Below are 17225 nucleotides of genomic sequence, written 5' to 3'. Positions count from 1 at the left end.
TGGGCTGGGGGGAATTGGGGAAATGGTGTGATGACACCCAAGAACGGCATCGCGCACGACTTCGAAGCGGAATGCGCGGCCGGCGGTGACGCGCCGCGGCTCGCCGCCGCCGTCGCCCTGCTCGAGATCGGTGACCAGGCCGGGCTGCTCGCGCCGATCGAGTCCGGCGACGAGTTCACGGCCGGCTCGCTCGCGGCAGCCGCCGGCCTGCCCGAGGTCAGCGTCGCCGGCTACCTCGAGGCACTGGAGTCGGCGGACATCATCCAACCGGTCGGCGCGGGCTCCTTCCGCGCCGCCGACGACTTCGACGTGATCCAGCACCAGGCCGGGTTCATCTCGTGGACCATGAACGCCAACCGGCCGTTCATCGACAACGCCCGCGAGTTCCTCACCGACCTGGACCGCGGCTCCGGCATCGACCTGCGGGACGGCCGCAAGGTCGCGGTCAGCTCGGCGTGGATGGGCTCGAAGGCGTTCTACCCGGCGATTCTGTCCACAATGGTCGAGATGAAGCCCGCGCTGGCGGTGGATCTCGGCGCGGGCACCTGCCGGCTGCTCATCGAGGTGCTCCAGAACGTGCCCGGCGTCAGGGCGGTCGGCCTGGACATGGACCCGTACGCGTGCCGTGAGGCGGAGCGTTGCGCGGACCGGGCCGGCGTCGGCGACCGGCTGGACGTCGTCGAACGCTCGATCCAGTCGGTCGCGGACGACCCGGCCATGCTGGCCGGGGCCGACGTGATCCACGCCGGATACGTCTTCCACGACATGTTCCCCACCGAGGCGGACATCGCCCACAAAGTGCTGGAGAACTGCCGGGAAGCACTGCGGGACAACGGCCTGATGGCGATCACCGAGATCGTGCCGTATCTGCGCAACGAGCGCGAACGCCGGTTCAGCGCGATTGTCACCTACTACCACCGGCAGTTCATGAAACGCCGCCCGCTGACCGAGGAAGAATGGATCGGCAAACTCCGTGCCGCCGGTTTCTCCTCGGTGCGCGCGGTCGAACTGGCATTTCCGACCGGACGGCTGTTCCTGGCCACGAAGTAACCCGGCCCTGGGGTCCGCCGCACTAGTGTCCCGCGCCGGAAGTCCGATACCTTTCTCGACGGCCCAGCTTCCCGCTGGCCGCACGGCCGAAAGGCACTGGTACAACCCGGTACAAGCCCCTTCCGGCCGCGCCCAGCGGAAACCCGGATCCGCCGAACAAAGGCACCGGACTTCCGGCGCGGGACACTAGAGTGACCATCGTGACTGGTGCGCGGGTGGTCGCTGGCAGGTATGCCATTGTCGGGGAGTTGGGCCGTGGTGGCATGGGTGTGGTGTGGCGGGCCCAGGACGGGGTGATCGGCCGCCAGGTCGCGGTGAAGGAGGTCCGGTTTCCCGGTGGGCTGTCCGATGACGAACGGGCGGTGGTCACCGAGCGGGTGCTGCGCGAGGCGCGTACCGCCGGACGGCTGAACGACCCGGGGATCGTGACAGTGCACGACGTGCTGCCCCACCCGGACGCCATCTTCATCGTGATGGAGCTGGTGGAGGCACCGACACTGGCCGGGTTGGTGGCCCGCGACGGTCCGTTGCCGGCGGCGCGGGTCGCGGACATCGGGCGGCAGGCCCTGTCCGCGTTGGGGAAGGCGCACGCCGCCGGGATCGTGCACCGCGATGTCAAGCCCAGCAACATCATGGTGCTTCCGGGCGACCGGGTGAAGCTGGCCGACTTCGGCATCGCGCACGCCACCGACGATCCCCGGCTGACCCAGAGCGGGACAATGGGGACGCCCGGGTACATGGCACCGGAGCTGTTCCTGGGCGGCCGTCCGTCGCCGGCCTCGGACCTGTGGTCGCTGGGCGCGACCCTGTACTTCGCCATCGAAGGGCAGGCGCCCTTCGAGCGGCCGAGCTCAGGCCAGACACTGCACGCGGTGCTGTACGAGAACCCCCAGTTCAGACTCTGCACGGGCGCGCTGGCGGCGACGATCAGCGGGTTGCTGACCCGCGAGGGCGGTGTGGCAGGTCGGCTCACCGCGTCGGACGCTTTCCGGCAGCTGGACGCCCAGGTCGAGCTCGCGAGGCAGAACGTCCCAGGGCCGACAACGCCGGTCACTCGCGTATCTCGACCGCCGGCGCCTCGGGGTCGTGCCGTGGTGTGGACGGCGGTCGTCTTCGTGGTGGTCGCCGCGCTCGGGGTCGGCGGCTACCTGCTGTTGCGTCCCCGCGAGGGCACCGGTGCGAGTCTTCCCTGCCCGACCACCCCGCCGGCGAATGTGGCTCTGGTGGATCGGGCCTTGACCACCGAGGTGACCGGGCTGACCACCAAGGCAGTCGAGCGACTGTTCACCTACGACGCCAAGAATCTGGCCGCCACGGACGCGGCGGCCCAGGAACTGCTCACCGGTCAGGCGCGTACCCAGTACGAGTCGCTGATGAAGGCCGTGAAGGAGCAGGCTCCGCAGCGGCAAGGCGGGGTGACCAGCCGGGTGACGGCGATGGCGCCGGCCGAGGTCAGCGCCACCGAGGCGAAGGTCCTGGCCGCGGTCAGCCAGACCGCCGTGCGAGCGAACAACGACGCTCCCAGCGGGACCCTCGGCGAAGTACTGATCACCGTGGGACGCGCCGACGGAACCTGGAAGATCACCGACATCAGCTTGACCCCCAGCCTGCGCAGCGCCGCAGCGCCGCAGGACACCCCACCCGAGGCGTGCCCGAAGGCGAGCGAGTACCAGCTCGCGTCGCTCCGTGACGGCGTCCGAGAAGCTGGATCCCACGCCGCGGAAGTGCTCACCACCATTGCCGCACGAGGGCGGCGAGGCGCTCCTCCACCTCGGCGGTCACCTCGGTCAGGGCGAAGCTGGTCGCCCACATCGTGCCTTCGTCCAGCTCCGCCAGGTCGTTGAAGCCGAAGGTGGCGTAGCGCGCCTTGAACTTGTCCGCGTTCTGGAAGAAGCAGACGATCTTGCCGTCCAGGGCGTAGGCGGGCATGCCGTACCAGAGCTTCGGCGCCAGCATCGGGGCGTTGGCGGTGACGACGGCGTGGACGCGCTCGGCCATGATCCGGTCGGAGGTGGGCATCTCGGCGATCTTCGCCAGGACGTCCCGCACCGCCTCGGCCGCTTTGTCCGCACGCGAGCCGGCGCGGGCTTCCTTCCGTACCTCTGCGGCGTGGGTCTTCATCGCGGCCCGCTCTTCGGCCGTGAATCCTTCGTATGTGCGGCTCATCGCCGGCTCCCCTCAAGGATCTTGGTTTCGTCGACGTCGGGTGGTGGGTCGGCCGGGGGCTCGGTGTTGCGTCGGGTGAGCTCGGCGACCATGTCGGGTGGGTAGCGGTGGCACATCAGGACAGCGCCGCCTTCGAGGTGTTCTCCCAGGCGAACCCGTCCGGGTCGGTGAACGGTTCGGTCCCGCCGCCGACCGCGATCCGGTGCGACCCGGTGCCGTCGGGGGAGACGCCGGCGTCCTTGGCGAGAGCCTTGCGCCGGTACAGGGCCAGGGTGACCGCGCCGGACCCGGCGAACTCCACGTACACCCGGCCGAAGCTCTTGCCCACAGCCAGGCCCCGGTCAACGTAGAACTGCTTGCTCGCGGCCACGTTGGCGACGCCGAGCAGGAGCACGATCCGGTCGATCCGCCGGGTGGCCGGGCCGGTGTCCTTCTTCGCCGAGGTGGCGACCTTCCAGATGGTCCCGTCCGGGGCCCGCACAACCCCGCCGTAGCCCCACAACGACTTCGTGACGGGCTTGACCGAGGTCGCCCCGGCTTGGAGAGCCGCGTCGATCAGGGCGTTGACGTCCGCCGGCTGGGACACCGTGAGCGACATGGTGAATCCCCGGAAGCCGGTGGTCGGCTCCTGCGAGGCCCGCACCCGCAGCTGGGCGTCCAGCCCGAAGGCCTCGGTGTAGAAGCGTTCGGCGGCTGCGAGGTCGGCCACCTCGAGGGTGATGGTGTCGATTGAGGTCATGTCGGTAACGCTAGGCGCGGCCCGCTGACCAGCGCTTCTTGATTCCTGACCGGTCTCGTGCAGCACCCGGGTTCCGTCATCTGGCCAGGTTCAGACGAGTTCGTCGAGCACGGTCTCGCCCCATATCGTTGCCGGTCCATCGATCCCTGGATCGATCTGCCTGAATTGGTCCATCACGATCTGCTTCCCGGATTCGTGCAGGTCACAGTGTGCGAGAGCGGCTTCCGTCGGCCATGTCGGATCGTAGGCTTCGAGATCGGCCACCAGGACCTCGACCGCGGCCCGCCACCGCCAACAGCACTCGACGAACTGGGCGACCGACGAGTTGACGAACTCCACCGCGGGCCGGTAGAGGTCCCGATAGTGCTCAGCCAAATCGGGATGCACATCGTCGACCGCGAGCGGCGAGTCCCAGAGAGCCAGTACGCGACCATCGCCGGCCACAGCACCGATCTTGGCAGCCGACTCATGCCTGCCCCACCGGCCGATGACGTACAGCCGCTGGTGTGGGGCGATCACCCGGCGTTCGTTCTCCCCGGCCACGTTCGGCACGAGGATTGGGTGCGTTTCCGACTGAAACCCGGGGACCAGCAACTGATCCACCGGCAACCCCCAGCGCGACAACGCGATCTGGCCATGACCGGGAATATCCCATCGCCGCGCCGCCTGCGTCGGCAGCCGTATCCGGTGATCGTCGGCGACGAGTTCGTCCAGCCCGGCGGCCATCACCGCGGTCAGCCGTTCGGTCACCACTGGCACGGATTCATCGCCGGACACCAGGGCGATGATAGGCCCTGGCGTACCAGCGGACCGTGGGTGGGAGCGAGCGTTGGGAGGAGGACCGTGCTGCCAACGCCCGCTCCCGGCCTGGACGATTGCTCAGCTGAGCAGCGGTAACACGGGCAGCACCGCTTTCGCTACCAGCCAACTCGTCCGGTAGGCGGCTTCATCGATGACAGTGTCGTGGGGCAGGCGGAGTGGCATGTCGGAATAGTCTCCGTTGTAGGCGGTGCACGCCCAGACGGGGGAAGTGGGGTTGCCGGGTTCCCGGAACGAGCCGCAGACCGGCTTGATCTGGTTGTAGACGACCTGGTTGGAATGGGTGAGAATCGGCGGGATGCCGGCGTTGGTGAAATGGACCCAGCTGCGGGTGATGAGCGCGATGGGGCCGACCGCGTTGAGCGCGAATCCGAGCTGGTCGATGGCGCCCTTGTCGACAAGCGTGTTGAGGAGGGTGTCCCCGAGGATCACGCAGGACGTGGCGTTGAGTGCGAACGTCTGTTTGTTGTCCGGTGTGAGGATCTGGAAGTTCGGAAAGTCGACGACCGCACTTCGCGCGCAGGCTTGGACGTTCGCGGCGGCGACGGCGTCGATGTGGTGGATGATGGCGTCCCTGGCCTGTTGAATGGCGGCCAGGATCCGGTGGGTCGCGTCCTCCAGGGTGAGCCCGCCGCCGGCGAACATCTTGTACAGGTCGTAGGCGGCTTTGGCCGCCTCGGCGATTGTCATCGGGTCGACGGCGATCGTCTGGGTCGCCGCCGGTCTCGCCCCTGCTGTTCGGTCGGTTTGCGGCGCCGCCATCGCCGGCGTCGCGGTCGACGCGATGATCGTCGCACCGAGCACCAGGGAAACGGTCAGCTTTCGTAATCGAGACATGGAGGTCCACCGATCGTTTTGTGGATTTGCGAACATTCACGGTGACGCTTCGCTATTTTGCACAGTTCGGGCGGCACGGGCGTGACCGGATCAGGCCAGTGGCCACATTCGGTCGGCCGGCGCGGCGCGTTGGTCCCTAATGTGGGCGCGTGACTCGTCGAAAGGGATCCGGAATGATCAGATGGGGCCGTATCCGGAAGATTGTCGCTGGATATGTGGCGGTGCTCGCATTGGGCGGAATCGCGTCACCGCCGGCGGCGGCCACCGTTCCCCCATGTGCCGGCAGCGCACGGGTGTTCGCGGTCGATGCCGGAACCGGGCACCTGGTGCAGATCCAGTCCTGCCCGGGGGAAACACCCTCGCTCGGTGCGACCGCCGAGGTCGACACCGCGGATTGGCGGGTGTATTCCAAGATCTTCGGAATGTACGACCACAACGCGGTCATCCTGTACGCGGTGTCTGCGACCGGCGAGCTGTGGTGGCGACGGCAGAACGCTCCTGGCGCGGCGCTGAGCCGACCGGTGCGCGTCGCCGCCTCGATCGACTGGCGGCACGACGTGGTGTTCGCCGGTGCCCCGGGCTACCTGGAACTCGGTGACTTCCACGGACCGGTCCGCACCTTGCGGCACACCGGCTGGACCACGGGCGGCACCGGGGTTTCCGAGATGGGGAACCTGTTCAGGATGTTCGAAGGACCGGACATCATCGCGGTGACACAGGACGGCTACGCCATCGGAATCGAGCGCGGCATGGCCTTCGGGGTTTGGCGCGACCCGAGTTCGTCCGGTACCCGGTACGACGACGTGTGGCTCGCCACCGGGAGACTGCCCGACCTGCAGAGCTTCGCCCGTGACCGACAAACGTTGCTCGGGGTGGTTCCCGGTGGGGACGTTCTGCAGTTCTTGCCGGGAGACTGCGCCGGCCGGCCGGGCAAGCTGACCGGGCAGGTGTCCGGGCACTTCAGCAGCGTGCTCGTGCCGGTCGACGGCGACGCCACGAGGCCGCCTCAGATCCGCCCGATCGATGCGATCTCATCAGGGCATTCGTTCCCCCGATGCAGTCCGTGGGAGTGGCAGGAGTGAGTTCAGTCGGCCCAGCCTTCGCGGATGGCGGCGACGGCGAGGGTGATCCGGTTGGTCACGCCGAGTGCCGCGAGGAGGGCCTGGATATGTCGGCGTACGGTGCGTTCGCTCACTCCGAGGTGACGTGCGATGGCGGTGTCCGTCATGCCGGTCAGCACCAGCCGCAGGACCTGGTCCTGTTCCGGGGAGACCTTGGCCGGGTTGACGTCCAGGGATATCGCGCGGTTCCAGAGCAGCTCGAAGTAGGTCCGCAATGCCGCGGTGATCACGGGGGCGCGGACGAGCAGGGCGCCTTCCACGCCGGTGCGTGCGAGGGGCAGCAACGCCGCGCGTTCGTCGACGAGCACCATTCTCATGGGTAGCCGCGGGTATACCCGGCACTGCCAGCCGGCCTCCCGCGATATCCGGAGCATGTCGGCCGCGCCGGGGACCTCCAGCGCGGCCTGGGCGTAGATGTTGCGGAACCGCACACCGCGCTCCAGCACCTCCGCCGGCACTCCTCGCGCGGACCGCGGATCCGGTGGCCGGCTGAAATAGCCGGTCTCCAGGCTGGCCACCTCGTGCTGGGCGGACAGGCACAGCTCCACCGACAACGCCCCGATCTCGTCCGGATCGGTGAGGATCCGGACCAGGTCCCGCGGCTCTTCGGCGACCGTTGCCGACAGGTAGATCCGTTGCAGTGCCTGCATCTCGTCCCGCAGCCGCAACAACGCCTGGTACTGGTCGAGAATCTGCCACTGCTTGGTCAGAATCGCGTTGTCCACGGCACTGATCGGCTCCACCGGCACGATCTTCGGCCGATCCACGTAGCGTTCCCGGGCGAACCCCTTGTCGATCAGTTCCCGGGCCGCGGCGCTGCCAGGCAGGTCCGGATGGTCACTCAGGGACAGCCCACCGCTGGCGATCAGGCGTTCGTAGAGTTCGGCGGCCGACTCAGAGAGCACACTGGTCAAGCCCGTTCTCATGAATCCTCCCCGTGGGCAGCGCAGCGACCCAGTGTAGCCGGGAGGGCGTCGCCCGACCGTCCACAAGAGACGATTGAGCGCCCGCTGAACGGTTATCTGTGGACGCGGACTTGATCGGTCAGGTAGCGGATAGTGGTGACATGCGGGCGACGGATGGTGACGAGCCGGGGTATTCAAGACTCGACCTGCTCGCGCGCCTGGGGATGACCACGGTTCAGCTCGATGTCTACCGGCAGCTGTGCCAGTGGGGACGGGCGGAGCCGAGTGGGTTGGCCGACGCCTGTGGGTTGACCACCGCCGTTGTGCTGCGGGCGCTCGGTGCGCTGCAGGCGCACGGCCTCGCGGTGCCGTCGTGTGGTCCGGCTTTGGCGTGGGTCGCGGTGGCGCCGGACGCGATGCTGCAGAACCTGCTGCTGGATCAGGAGGAGCAGATCAGGGACCTGCGTGCGCAGGTCAACGAGATCATGGCCGCCTACCACCACGCCACGGCCGCCCGCGGCGACACCTCGGTGGTGGAGGTGATCTGGGGGACGCAGGCGATCCGGGAGCGCTGGCAGCGGCTACAGGCAGGCACCCAGGAGCGGCTGCTCCTGCTGGACAAGCCGCCGCACGTGCAGCGCTACGACCCGGACACCGAGATCCCGATGCTGTTGCGCGGGGTGTCCGTGCGGGTCATCTACGAGCATTCGTCGGTGCTGCCGATCGAGGTGTTCACCGAGGTGCAGCACCTGGTGCGGGCGGGTGAGCAGGCTCGGATCAGCCCGTCCGTGCCGTTCAAGCTGGCCATCGCCGACAACCGCTGGGGACTGATGCCGGTCGTGTCCGGCGGCGAGTTGGACAGCGCGCTGTCGATCAGGCCGTCCACGCTGCTCGACGGCCTCGTCGCCAACTTCGAGTTGCAGTGGTCGCGCGCGGTGCCGTTACCCGACACGGCCGCGGTCACGTCGTGGACCGAACGCCCCGATCATGGGCCGATCGTCACACTGCTCGCGGCCGGGCTGACCGACAACGCGATCGCCCGCCAGCTTGGTGTCTCGCCAAGAACGGTGCAGCGCCGGGTGAGCGAGCTGATGGACCGGCTGGGTGCGCAGAACCGGTTCCAGGCCGGCATGCAACTGGCCCGCCGCGCTCCAGGCTGGCCGACCTCGGACGAGCTCACCGGCACCTGATTCGCTTGGGGCCGGGCGGCACGGCCCCAAGCGGATCAGTCGATCAGGGGGTCTGGTTGACCACCCAGTCGGCGTTGTTGTTCACGATGTGGAAGGCGAGCGGCGTACAGCCGTAGCTCCTCGGGTCCGGTGCCGCCGAGGGCATCCACTTGGAGTTGCCGCCGGTCGCCGCCGTCCACGTGCCGTTCAGCTGGACCTGGATGCTGCTGCTCTCGAAGCTGAGACGGGCGATGTCGCGGCACAGCGCGACCTGGCCGGACGACGTCACGTCCGAGTAGAACTCGAACATGCTCCAGCCGTAGGCGAGCTTGGACTGGTCGGTGCCGGAACTGGTGAACAGCGTGTCCCAGCTGTTGGTCGTGACGTTGAACAGCGACGCGGTCCACGTGTTGTTCGACGCGCCCGTCTTGACGTTGCGCACTGTGTACGCGGGCAAGCCGTGCACCGTGGTGGTGTACTTGCTCAAGAACGACGAGGTGACGTCGAGTTCGACGGCCGGCCCGACCGTGCGGCACCAGTCCCACGCCCACACCTGCGGGGTGCCGGACGTGTGCACGGTGACGACTTCGATGCAGGAACCGTTGGCGGGCTTCATGGTTGGCGTGTAGAGGAAGTCGTTGCGGCTGGTCAGCCGCAGGCTCGGGTCGACGCTCTGGGTGGCCATCAGGCCCGTGCTGACGCGGTCGCCGTTGGGAAAAGTGCCCCACCAGTTGTGGATCTGCCGCGCCAGCTGGGGCTGGGCGTCCGTGATCGAGTCGACCATACGCTGGTGCGACGTCCGGAAATGGTCGGCGGCCGTGTCGGCGCGGCGCGCGGCCGCGTCTCCGTAGACCGCACCGGCCACGCTGTGCCCACTGTCCGGGGCGGTTGCCGGGTCGACGCCACGGCCGGTCGTCGCGGATGCGGACACCGCGGTGGCGATGCTCAGACAGGCGACCAGCAACCCGAGGCCAAAGCGACGGGTAGCGCGGAAACGACTGGTATGACTCGAAATTCTCATGGTGAGGTGCCCTCCAGGTGGCGAACTTTCAGCAGGGGTGGGTACGCCGGTGGTTCCCTGGGCGACGAACGTGGGGCCGTCCCCGCAGGGACGCGCTGGTCAGAGCCGACTGTCGGCCCTGGTCCGAGCTGCGGGGAAGACGGACGGTGAAGTCGGGTTGCGCCCGGTACATCGCATACCGGAGGACGTCCCGCCGCCCTTGTCAGGCAACGTCATGCTGCTCATGCTGAGGGCGGACTCAGCGCGGCCGGAAGCTCCACAACCAGGCGGAAACCCGACATGTCTGAAGGTGGCCAACCCGGCGCGGTCGCCGAGCAAGGCGCATATGGCGCTACGACGTTGGCGCTGAACGCGCCTTCGTGTACTGGTTGATAGCGTCGACGCTGCTACGCTGTGGATCAGCGGCTGCGGGTGATGACGTTCGTCGCTATGTTTGGTTCGCGGCTTGTTTGACGGTTCTGATCACCGGTGCCGTCTCGATGTGCGTGATCGCGGGCAGCGCCGCGATGCGGGTGGTCAGGTAGTGGTACAGCTCTCTTTGGTTCGCGCAGACCACGCTCGCGTACAGGTTGGTCGGGCCGGTTGTGGCGGCGGCGAACGCGATCTCGGGGTGTTCGGCCAGGGCCGCGCCGGTCTGCTCCAGGTGCGCGGGAGCGACCGAGAGCCAGAGCAGGGTTCGGGTGCCGAGGCCGAACAGGTTTCCGTCGACGTCGATGTCCAGGTACAGCACGCCGTGTTCGCGCAGCTGTGTCATCCGGCGCCGGACCGTTGTCGGCGACCAGCCGGTCATCGCGGCCAGCTGCTCGATCTCGGTGCGACCGTCGGTGGCCAGGGCGGCGAGTAGTTTGCGGTCGCCGTCGTCGAGTCGCACCGGGCCTGGTCGGTGTGGGATTGGGGGTGGGCGCAGCCGTTCGATCGCTGCTTCGTCCAGTGAGCCGAGTTTGGCGATGAGACTGTCGGATCCGCCGTAGAAGGCGTGCAGTACGGAGTGTGCGGTCACCCCTTCGACGCGTGGGGTGCGGGGCAGCTTGGCCAACAGCAGGGCCTCGCTGTCGGCCTCGTTCTCGGTGCGGACCGTGCAGGTGATCTCGGTGCCGCCGGAGGTGAGGCTCACCCAGGACGTGTCCGGGCGGCGGGCCAGCGCCTCGGCGACCGGGACCGAAACGGTGGGCGCGCAGCGCACCCGCAGGAACCACCGCACCGCGCCCAACGCCGTCGGGTCGACCCCACCGATCACTCGCACCGCACCGGTGGACCTCAACTTGGCGTACCGGCGGGCAATGGTGCGATCCGACACCCCCAGCACCTGGGCAATCGTGCTGAACGGGGCCCGGCCGTCGATCTGCAGGGCGCGCACGAGCCGACGATCCAGCTCGTCGTAGTCGGATTCCACCCGTTCAAGCGTAGCCGGTGTCGGATACCGACGCGATCAGTTCTGTGCGCCCTCTAGTCGCGTCGACAGGCGCAGCGTTGCTCTCGTCCCGATCGACACAAACCCAGGGGAGAGAACATGGACACCGACGTGCTCATCGTCGGCGCGGGCCCGACCGGGCTGACGTTGGCCAACGAACTGCTGGTGGCGGGGGGGTCGACCGTGCTGGTCGACAGGTTGCCGCGGCGCAGCGAACTGTCCAGGGCCGGCGGCATGCAGTCCCGCACGCTGGAAGCCCTTGACCAGCGCGGCCTGCTGCAACCGTTGCTGGCCACGGGGGAGTATCCCGTCACCAACGGCCACTTCGCCGGTATCCCGCTGCCGTTCGACCCCACCCGCCACCGCCTGCCGTGGCGGTCCGTGCCGCAGGTGACAATCGAGGGCTTCCTCGAACAACACCTTGCCGCACAAGGCATCCACGTCCGCCGAGACCACGAACTGGTCGGCCTGGACCAGGACGGCGACGGAGTCACCGCGACCTTCGCCAACGGCACCACCGTCCGGACCCGCTACCTCGTCGCCGCCGACGGCGCGCACAGCACGGTGCGCAAGCTGCTGCGGGTGGATTTCCCAGGCCGTCCGGGCACGATGACCGCGGTCGCCGCCGACGTCCGGTTGAGCACCGACGAAAAGGTGAACACCCACACCAAGGGCGCGGACGGGTGCTGGGCGCACGTGTTCCCGCTCGGCACCGATCCGCAGGGCCGCCCGCTGCGTCGGCTCGCCCTCGGCGGACGAGGCCGGTCGCTGTCCAGGGACGCCCCGGTGACCGAGGACGAGATCCGCGACGGCCTGCGCGCCGTGTTCGGGTCGCGGGTGGAACTGCTCGAACTGCGCTACGCCCGCCGGATCACCAACGCGGCACGGCAAGTCGCGCACTACCGGCACGGACAAGTATTCCTGGCCGGTGACGCCGCCCACATCCACCTTCCCCTTGGCGCGCAAGGCATGAACACCGGGATGCAGGACGCGCTCAATCTCGGCTGGAAACTCGGCGCCGCCGTGCACGGCTGGGCCCCCGAGAACCTGCTCGACACGTACCACACCGAACGGCACCCGGCCGGCGCCGCCGTGCTGCGCAACGTCCAGGCGCAGAGCCTGCTGATGGACTGGGCGGGCACCCGCGACCCCGACGTGACGGCCGCCAGGGAACTCTTCGCGGCCATGGCACAACTGCCGGACGTTCAACGTCATCTCGCCGACATGATGTCCGGGATGGCCATCCGCTACGCGATGCCAGGCACCGAGGCGCATCCACTCGTCGGCCGTCCTTCGCCGGATCGGGATCTCGGCTCGGCCCGGGTGCACGAACTGCTGCGGTCCGGACGCGGTGTGCTGATCGACCCGGCGGACAGGTTCGCCAAGGTCGCCGACCTCTGGTCGGACCGGGTGGACCGCATCGGCGCGGGCGCTGACACCGAGCCGATGCTCATCCGGCCGGACGGCTACGTGTGCTGGGCCGGCAGTCCGAACGACCTGGAACCGGCACTCGGCCGCTGGTTCGGCGAACCCCGCTGAACTTTGTTGTCGTGTAACCCGAACACGTATCACCGGAGGAGGTGTGTGCGTCCATCAGAGAGGAACAAGGTGAAGCGGAAACTCATCGGTGTCGCAATGGCGTTCGCGGTGGCTGTCACGGCCGTGGCCGGTGCGGGTTCGGCCCAGGCAGCCACCCCTAGACCGGCGGGCTCCACGGTCCACCCCAACGTCGACCCCGTCACTGTCGCTGAGGCGATCAAGGCCGCGTACGACGCGTACAAGACCTTCTTCGGTGGTGGCTCGTCGGCGAACGCCACCGCCCAGATCATCGCCGCGATCAAGGCCGCCGAGCGCGAGATCATCAACCACATCGACGCCATCGCGGCCGCCGACGCGCGCGCCTGCGCGCAGAGCGCCGTTCTCAACTTCCCTGACTTCGACAACCTGACCACGGACAACAAGCAGAACTTCGCGCTGACCGCCACTTCCTGTATCACCGAGATCGACAGCCTGCTGTCCGCCGTCACCGACAAAGCCGCCAAGGACCAGCTCGGCTTCTCGCTCAACGCGGTCGGTCCGATCGCTCTGATGGCCCGTAGCAAGGCCGGCCTGCACAACGACACCCTCGTGCCGGTTCTCCGCGAGTCCAACCAGAAGGTGCTGACCGGCCTGACTCCCAGGTGTGTCAACCTCTTCGATCCCGACTCGCACGGCAAGCGGTGGTTCTGCACGGCCTACAACGGTTTCCGGGCCGACGACGTCACCCAGCCGGACGCGCAGGACGACGCGATGGTGAACACGAGTTGGGAGATCGCCAAGAACACGCTGCCCCAACTCGCGAGCCTGTGACGTAGACAGCTGGTCCGGGGTCGGACCCCGGACCAGCTCGTTGCGGGCTACGTCCGGTACCGGAAGAGGATCCGGCCGCGGTTGAGGTCGTACGGGCTGAGCTCCACCAGTACCCGGTCGTACGGCAGGATCTTGATGTAGTTCTTCCGGATCTTCCCGCTGATGTGCGCCAGCACCTTGTGGCCGTTCTCGAGTTCCACCCTGAAGGTGGCGTTGCGCAGGCACTCGACGACGAGGCCCTCGACTTCGATGCCGTTCGCTGTTTTTGCCATGTTCTCGCTCTCTTCTCAGGTCGGTGGGGGTTAGCGGAGCACCAACTCCAGGTTGCTGCCCGCACGCCAGGCGCCGACACCGTTGACCAGTGCGGTGGCCGCCTTGTTGGATTCGTTCACGTCGGCCGACGCCGTTTCGACGCCGGCGTGGTGCAGTGTGCCCAGCACGTGGGCGAGCAGTGCCCGAGCGACACCGCGGCGGTGCTGGTCGGCCCGGACCGCGATCAGTCCGATCCGTGGCTGCCTGGTCACCGGTGCCACCCGGACCAGACCCACGTACTGGTCGGATCGCGCTGCCACCGCGTACTTCGGCAGGTCCACCGCGGTCGGGCCGTCCGGACGGGGCAGAACCTCGGCCGGCATCTCCTGCCATCCGACGCTTGCCTCGACCTCGTCGCGGATCAGGCGGTCCAACTCGCGCAGCCGGTCCTCCCGCGCTTCGCCGAGGGGCACGATCGTCACGCCCGGCGGCGGTAGTGCCGAGCCGAGTCCGGTGACCTGGGGATCGGTGGGGACGACGTACTCCCACTCACGGCGTCGGGTCGTGAAGCCGGCTCGCTGCCAGTGGGACGTCAAGTCGAGGTCGGCCTCGTCGACCACGGTGTACAGCGGCTTCGGCAGGTCCGCCAGGATGGCGTCGGCGAGTTGGTCGAAGACCGCGCCGTGCCACGCGTCGACGCTGAGGAAGACCCGTCCGTCGGGCCTGCGCCAGGTCTCGCCGCGGCCGACCACCAGGTCGTCTTCCAGAGCGTGCCAATGCCGCTCCGCGACCCGCGTGATCACCACGCCCGTGTCTTGAACAGAGTCCATAGGGTGTCGCCTTTCGGGAGTGCCTTGTCGCGGCGCTCCGGCGACCCCTAAGTCAGTCGCTCGACCGTGACGACGAGGGGAGCACCCACATCGATACATCGTTCATGGGTCTCACCTCCTCAAGCCGTGCCACGGTCGGCGGCACGCTATCAGCCCGCACGTCATCCCGGCCAATCATTTTCCGCCAGCGAGTTCGTCGATGTGCCTGTGCAGTGCGGCGCGCATGTCGTCGGGCCGCATCCGGTCCGGGTGCAGCACGGCGGCCATCGCCAGGCCGTCCAGCAGGGCGTGTAGTCGGGCGGCCTCGGCGTCGACGTCTGTCTGGTCGGTCAGGCCGCCCATCTGCTGTGCCTCGGCGAGCACACGCGTGAGCAGGGCGCGGGTGTCCTCGTACTGCTCGCGGGCGACCGCGCGCAGCTCAGGCCTGGTGCGAGCGGCGGCGGCGAAGTCGAGCCACAGAACTGCTTCCTGCATCCGGCCGGCGTCCAGGGGCAGCAGTTCGGCGAGCAACCGCTCGGTGGCCGCGCGCCGATTGATGGTGGGGTCGTCAAGGATCTCGGCGGCGTGCTCGAGTACGCGCAGGAACACCCGGTCACGGATCTCCCTCATCGCGAACGCTGTCATCTCGGCGGCGCTGGTGAAGTAGTGCCGGACCGAGCCGATCGCCAAGCCGGCCGCCACGGCGACGTTACGCAGCGAGGCCTGCTCGACGCCGTCCCTGGCCACCACCTGGAACACGGCTTCGGCGACGGCCTGGCGGCGCTGGTCGGGATCCACGATCTTCGGCACGTTGCCTTTATAGCACGGCCATGCTAATTTATTTGGCATGACCGTGCTATTTAGAGGGGTGTCATGAGTACCTGGCTGGTGGTCGCGATCGTCGTGGCTGTGGTCGCCGTGGTCGTCAAGCGCCTGATCGGGGAGCCGGTGAACGTGCGTGACCTGTTCGCGCCTCCCGTCGTCCTGCTGGCCATCGGCGTCGTCGGCCTCGTCAAGGCGGAGCACGTCACCGGCGTGGACATCGCGTGGATCGTGGCCGGCTCGGCGGTCGGCCTCGGCATGGGCGCGTTACGCGGTGCCACGCCCAAGCTGTTCACCAAGGACGGCGTGCTGTGGCACCGCTACACCGGCTGGACCTTCGGCGTCTGGGTGCTGTCCGTCGCGGTGAACGGTGGACTGGACCTGGTGGCCACCGCCAACGGGCTGCACCACGACGTCAAGCCCGTCCAGTTGGCCATCGGCGTCAGCCTGCTCGGCGAGGCGGTCGTCATCGGCCTACGGTCGATGCGCGCCGGCGTGCCCTTCGCGCCGGACCGGCCGTCCCTCGTCGACCGACTCATCAAGCGTTGACCGCCTAAGGGATGAAGTGCACCTCCGGGAACAGCGGGGACGGCCGGTCGAGCAGGTGACCGCGGTGCCGCAGGTGCAGGTCGAAGAACGCCAACGGATAGGCCCGCTGAACGGCGATGGCGCGAGCGGGGACCACGGCGCCGATCTGCTGCTCGACCTGAGCGGGCGTCAGCCCCAGCAGGCCGGCGGCCTGCGGGATCAGGGTCACGAAGTCGCTGTACGTCAGGTGTTTCGCGCCTTGCATACCGATGTTGAGCCGCCAGTTCGTGAGGTGCTCCCAGAAGGTCTGCAACTCCGGGATGGTCGCCCGGGAGGCTCTGGCGTCGACGAGCATGTAGGGACGGTCCAGGCCCTTGTCGATCACCGGGCCGAAGACCGGGCCGTCCAGGCTGAGGCCGGCCTTGACCCGACCGTCGACGTCCATTGTGGACGCTGTGGTGGGGCCGCCCGCGGAGTAGCCGAACATCCCGACGTCGCCGAGGTCCAGCGCGCCGGTCAGGCCGTCCGGCAAGCTGCTGTCGGAAGGGTTCCCGCCAGAGTTCAGCACCGCCAGCTTGTCCAGGACGAATCGGACGTCCGCCACTCGGGCCGCCTGGATGGCGGCGGCGTTCGCCGGGCTGTTCACCCGGTCCGGGACGCGGCCGTCGGGGAACTCGGTCACCGAGTCGCCGGTGTGGTCGACGGTGACCACGAAGTACCCACGGCTGGCCAGTTCCTCGACCACGATCGTGCTGTCCGAACGGGACCCGCCGTTGCCGTGCGAGTACACCACGACCGGAAGCCCACCGCCGCAACCGGACACGGGTGCGCCGGTGTGTCCGTGGGTCACCGGCACCCGGACGGCGTCCGGCCGCAGTCCGTTGTCCCGGGCGAACTGGGCGGCGGCGGCCGGCGGCAGCCAGGGCGCACGCGGAAACCCGGTCGTCGACCGCGTCGGGTACCACAGACTGATCATCAGCTCACGGGGCGCGCCGGACGGATCCCACGGGTCGTGCCGCGCCGGATCGATCAGATGCAACGGCACGGTTCCGACCGCGTACGGCCCGGTCGGCCCCGGCAGCGTGAGCTGCAACGGTTGTTGCGGCGCGACCATGGCGCCGGCCGCGACAGCGGCTACGAGAAACGATTTCATGGCACGGAACAGTGCCGGGGATACGTCCCCGAGTCGCCTCCCCGCGGGCTGAGATCAGGCCGTGCCCTCTCCCC

18 protein-coding genes are annotated in these 17225 nt (G+C 68.4%); 7 read left to right on the top strand and 11 right to left on the bottom strand.

Annotated elements, in window-relative coordinates:
- The first annotated feature begins 30 nt into the window (after positions 1-30).
- Both EV192_RS51710 and EV192_RS51705 read left to right on the top strand, forming a co-directional pair.
- Positions 31-1050, top strand: a complete 1020-nt coding sequence (locus EV192_RS51710; RefSeq protein WP_132126191.1) for a class I SAM-dependent methyltransferase — start codon at positions 31-33, stop codon at positions 1048-1050.
- Positions 1051-1250: 200 nt separating this feature from the next.
- Positions 1251-2894: a serine/threonine-protein kinase gene (locus EV192_RS51705; protein ID WP_279496284.1), complete on the top strand. Its 1644-nt coding sequence runs from the start codon at positions 1251-1253 to the stop codon at positions 2892-2894.
- Here the strand turns inward: EV192_RS51705 and EV192_RS51700 are convergent.
- From EV192_RS51700 to EV192_RS51685, 4 genes are all read right to left on the bottom strand, one after another.
- On the bottom strand, positions 2779-3216 hold the full coding sequence (locus EV192_RS51700; RefSeq protein WP_132126190.1) for an iron chaperone: 438 nt from the start codon (positions 3214-3216) through the stop codon (positions 2779-2781). The genes EV192_RS51705 and EV192_RS51700 overlap by 116 nt on opposite strands.
- Before the next feature lie 115 nt (positions 3217-3331).
- Positions 3332-3955, bottom strand: a complete 624-nt coding sequence (locus EV192_RS51695) for a VOC family protein (RefSeq protein ID WP_132126189.1) — start codon at positions 3953-3955, stop codon at positions 3332-3334.
- A gap of 90 nt (positions 3956-4045) precedes the next feature.
- Complete coding sequence (locus tag EV192_RS51690; protein WP_132126188.1) at positions 4046-4732, bottom strand: SUKH-4 family immunity protein; 687 nt, start codon at positions 4730-4732, stop codon at positions 4046-4048.
- 102 nt (positions 4733-4834) lie between these two features.
- Entirely contained in the window at positions 4835-5611 is a 777-nt protein-coding gene (locus tag EV192_RS51685; RefSeq protein WP_132126187.1) for a hypothetical protein, read from the bottom strand.
- 173 nt (positions 5612-5784) lie between these two features.
- Here EV192_RS51685 and EV192_RS51680 point away from each other — a divergent pair, with 173 nt between their 5' ends.
- A complete protein-coding gene (locus tag EV192_RS51680) occupies positions 5785-6693 on the top strand; it encodes a hypothetical protein (protein ID WP_132126186.1) in 909 nt (302 codons plus the stop codon).
- A 2-nt stretch (positions 6694-6695) separates the two neighbouring features.
- On the opposite strand, the gene EV192_RS51675 is transcribed toward EV192_RS51680, so the two are convergent.
- On the bottom strand, positions 6696-7658 hold the full coding sequence (locus tag EV192_RS51675; RefSeq protein ID WP_132126185.1) for a LuxR C-terminal-related transcriptional regulator: 963 nt from the start codon (positions 7656-7658) through the stop codon (positions 6696-6698).
- A 140-nt stretch (positions 7659-7798) separates the two neighbouring features.
- On the opposite strand from EV192_RS51675, the gene EV192_RS51670 reads away from it, so the two are divergent.
- Positions 7799-8827 (top strand): helix-turn-helix transcriptional regulator, encoded by a 1029-nt coding sequence (locus tag EV192_RS51670; protein WP_132126184.1) that lies wholly within the window; start codon positions 7799-7801, stop codon positions 8825-8827.
- Positions 8828-8870: 43 nt separating this feature from the next.
- Here EV192_RS51670 and EV192_RS51665 read toward each other — a convergent pair whose 3' ends face one another.
- Together EV192_RS51665 and EV192_RS51660 are read right to left on the bottom strand one after the other, a co-directional pair.
- Positions 8871-9737, bottom strand: a complete 867-nt coding sequence (locus EV192_RS51665) for a carbohydrate-binding protein (RefSeq protein WP_132126183.1) — start codon at positions 9735-9737, stop codon at positions 8871-8873.
- 517 nt (positions 9738-10254) lie between these two features.
- Complete coding sequence (locus EV192_RS51660; protein WP_132126182.1) at positions 10255-11220, bottom strand: Lrp/AsnC family transcriptional regulator; 966 nt, start codon at positions 11218-11220, stop codon at positions 10255-10257.
- 117 nt (positions 11221-11337) lie between these two features.
- On the opposite strand from EV192_RS51660, the gene EV192_RS51655 reads away from it, so the two are divergent.
- Positions 11338-12777 (top strand): FAD-dependent monooxygenase, encoded by a 1440-nt coding sequence (locus EV192_RS51655; protein WP_132126181.1) that lies wholly within the window; start codon positions 11338-11340, stop codon positions 12775-12777.
- A 69-nt stretch (positions 12778-12846) separates the two neighbouring features.
- Positions 12847-13587 carry a hypothetical protein gene (locus tag EV192_RS51650; protein WP_132126180.1) on the top strand — a complete coding sequence of 247 codons (741 nt, stop codon included), beginning with the start codon at positions 12847-12849 and terminating at the stop codon, positions 13585-13587.
- Positions 13588-13634: 47 nt separating this feature from the next.
- Here EV192_RS51650 and infA read toward each other — a convergent pair whose 3' ends face one another.
- The 3 genes from infA to EV192_RS51635 form a co-directional block, all read right to left on the bottom strand.
- Positions 13635-13859, bottom strand: a complete 225-nt coding sequence (gene infA, locus EV192_RS51645; RefSeq protein WP_132126179.1) for a translation initiation factor IF-1 — start codon at positions 13857-13859, stop codon at positions 13635-13637.
- Positions 13860-13889: 30 nt separating this feature from the next.
- Positions 13890-14669: a GNAT family N-acetyltransferase gene (locus tag EV192_RS51640; protein ID WP_132126178.1), complete on the bottom strand. Its 780-nt coding sequence runs from the start codon at positions 14667-14669 to the stop codon at positions 13890-13892.
- A 174-nt stretch (positions 14670-14843) separates the two neighbouring features.
- Positions 14844-15458 (bottom strand): TetR/AcrR family transcriptional regulator, encoded by a 615-nt coding sequence (locus EV192_RS51635; protein ID WP_132126177.1) that lies wholly within the window; start codon positions 15456-15458, stop codon positions 14844-14846.
- A 63-nt stretch (positions 15459-15521) separates the two neighbouring features.
- On the opposite strand from EV192_RS51635, the gene EV192_RS51630 reads away from it, so the two are divergent.
- A complete protein-coding gene (locus EV192_RS51630) occupies positions 15522-16019 on the top strand; it encodes a DUF1453 family protein (RefSeq protein WP_132126176.1) in 498 nt (165 codons plus the stop codon).
- Between the two features lie 4 nt (positions 16020-16023).
- On the opposite strand, the gene EV192_RS51625 is transcribed toward EV192_RS51630, so the two are convergent.
- Complete coding sequence (locus EV192_RS51625) at positions 16024-17151, bottom strand: alpha/beta hydrolase family protein (protein ID WP_243727624.1); 1128 nt, start codon at positions 17149-17151, stop codon at positions 16024-16026.
- Positions 17152-17225: the final 74 nt, after the last annotated feature.

It is taken from the genome of Actinocrispum wychmicini (assembly GCF_004345645.1).
In the GTDB taxonomy this organism is placed as follows: domain Bacteria; phylum Actinomycetota; class Actinomycetes; order Mycobacteriales; family Pseudonocardiaceae; genus Kibdelosporangium; species Kibdelosporangium wychmicini.
The sequence above is the reverse complement of the archived record's forward strand: the minus strand, read 5'-3'. Positions and strand labels throughout refer to the sequence as shown.

Bases quoted from the DNA above. Each gene is read 5' to 3' on its own strand.
- EV192_RS51655 (WP_132126181.1), top strand. From the start codon at position 11,338: ATGGACACCGACGTGCTCATCGTCGGCGCGGGCCCGACCGGGCTGACG.
- infA (WP_132126179.1), bottom strand. From the start codon at position 13,859: ATGGCAAAAACAGCGAACGGCATCGAAGTCGAGGGCCTCGTCGTCGAG.
- EV192_RS51700 (WP_132126190.1), bottom strand. From the start codon at position 3,216: ATGAGCCGCACATACGAAGGATTCACGGCCGAAGAGCGGGCCGCGATG.
- EV192_RS51670 (WP_132126184.1), top strand. From the start codon at position 7,799: ATGCGGGCGACGGATGGTGACGAGCCGGGGTATTCAAGACTCGACCTG.
- EV192_RS51680 (WP_132126186.1), top strand. From the start codon at position 5,785: ATGATCAGATGGGGCCGTATCCGGAAGATTGTCGCTGGATATGTGGCG.
- EV192_RS51710 (WP_132126191.1), top strand. From the start codon at position 31: ATGACACCCAAGAACGGCATCGCGCACGACTTCGAAGCGGAATGCGCG.
- EV192_RS51625 (WP_243727624.1), bottom strand. From the start codon at position 17,151: ATGAAATCGTTTCTCGTAGCCGCTGTCGCGGCCGGCGCCATGGTCGCG.
- EV192_RS51675 (WP_132126185.1), bottom strand. From the start codon at position 7,658: ATGAGAACGGGCTTGACCAGTGTGCTCTCTGAGTCGGCCGCCGAACTC.
- EV192_RS51630 (WP_132126176.1), top strand. From the start codon at position 15,522: ATGAGTACCTGGCTGGTGGTCGCGATCGTCGTGGCTGTGGTCGCCGTG.
- EV192_RS51685 (WP_132126187.1), bottom strand. From the start codon at position 5,611: ATGTCTCGATTACGAAAGCTGACCGTTTCCCTGGTGCTCGGTGCGACG.
- EV192_RS51640 (WP_132126178.1), bottom strand. From the start codon at position 14,669: ATGGACTCTGTTCAAGACACGGGCGTGGTGATCACGCGGGTCGCGGAG.
- EV192_RS51695 (WP_132126189.1), bottom strand. From the start codon at position 3,955: ATGACCTCAATCGACACCATCACCCTCGAGGTGGCCGACCTCGCAGCC.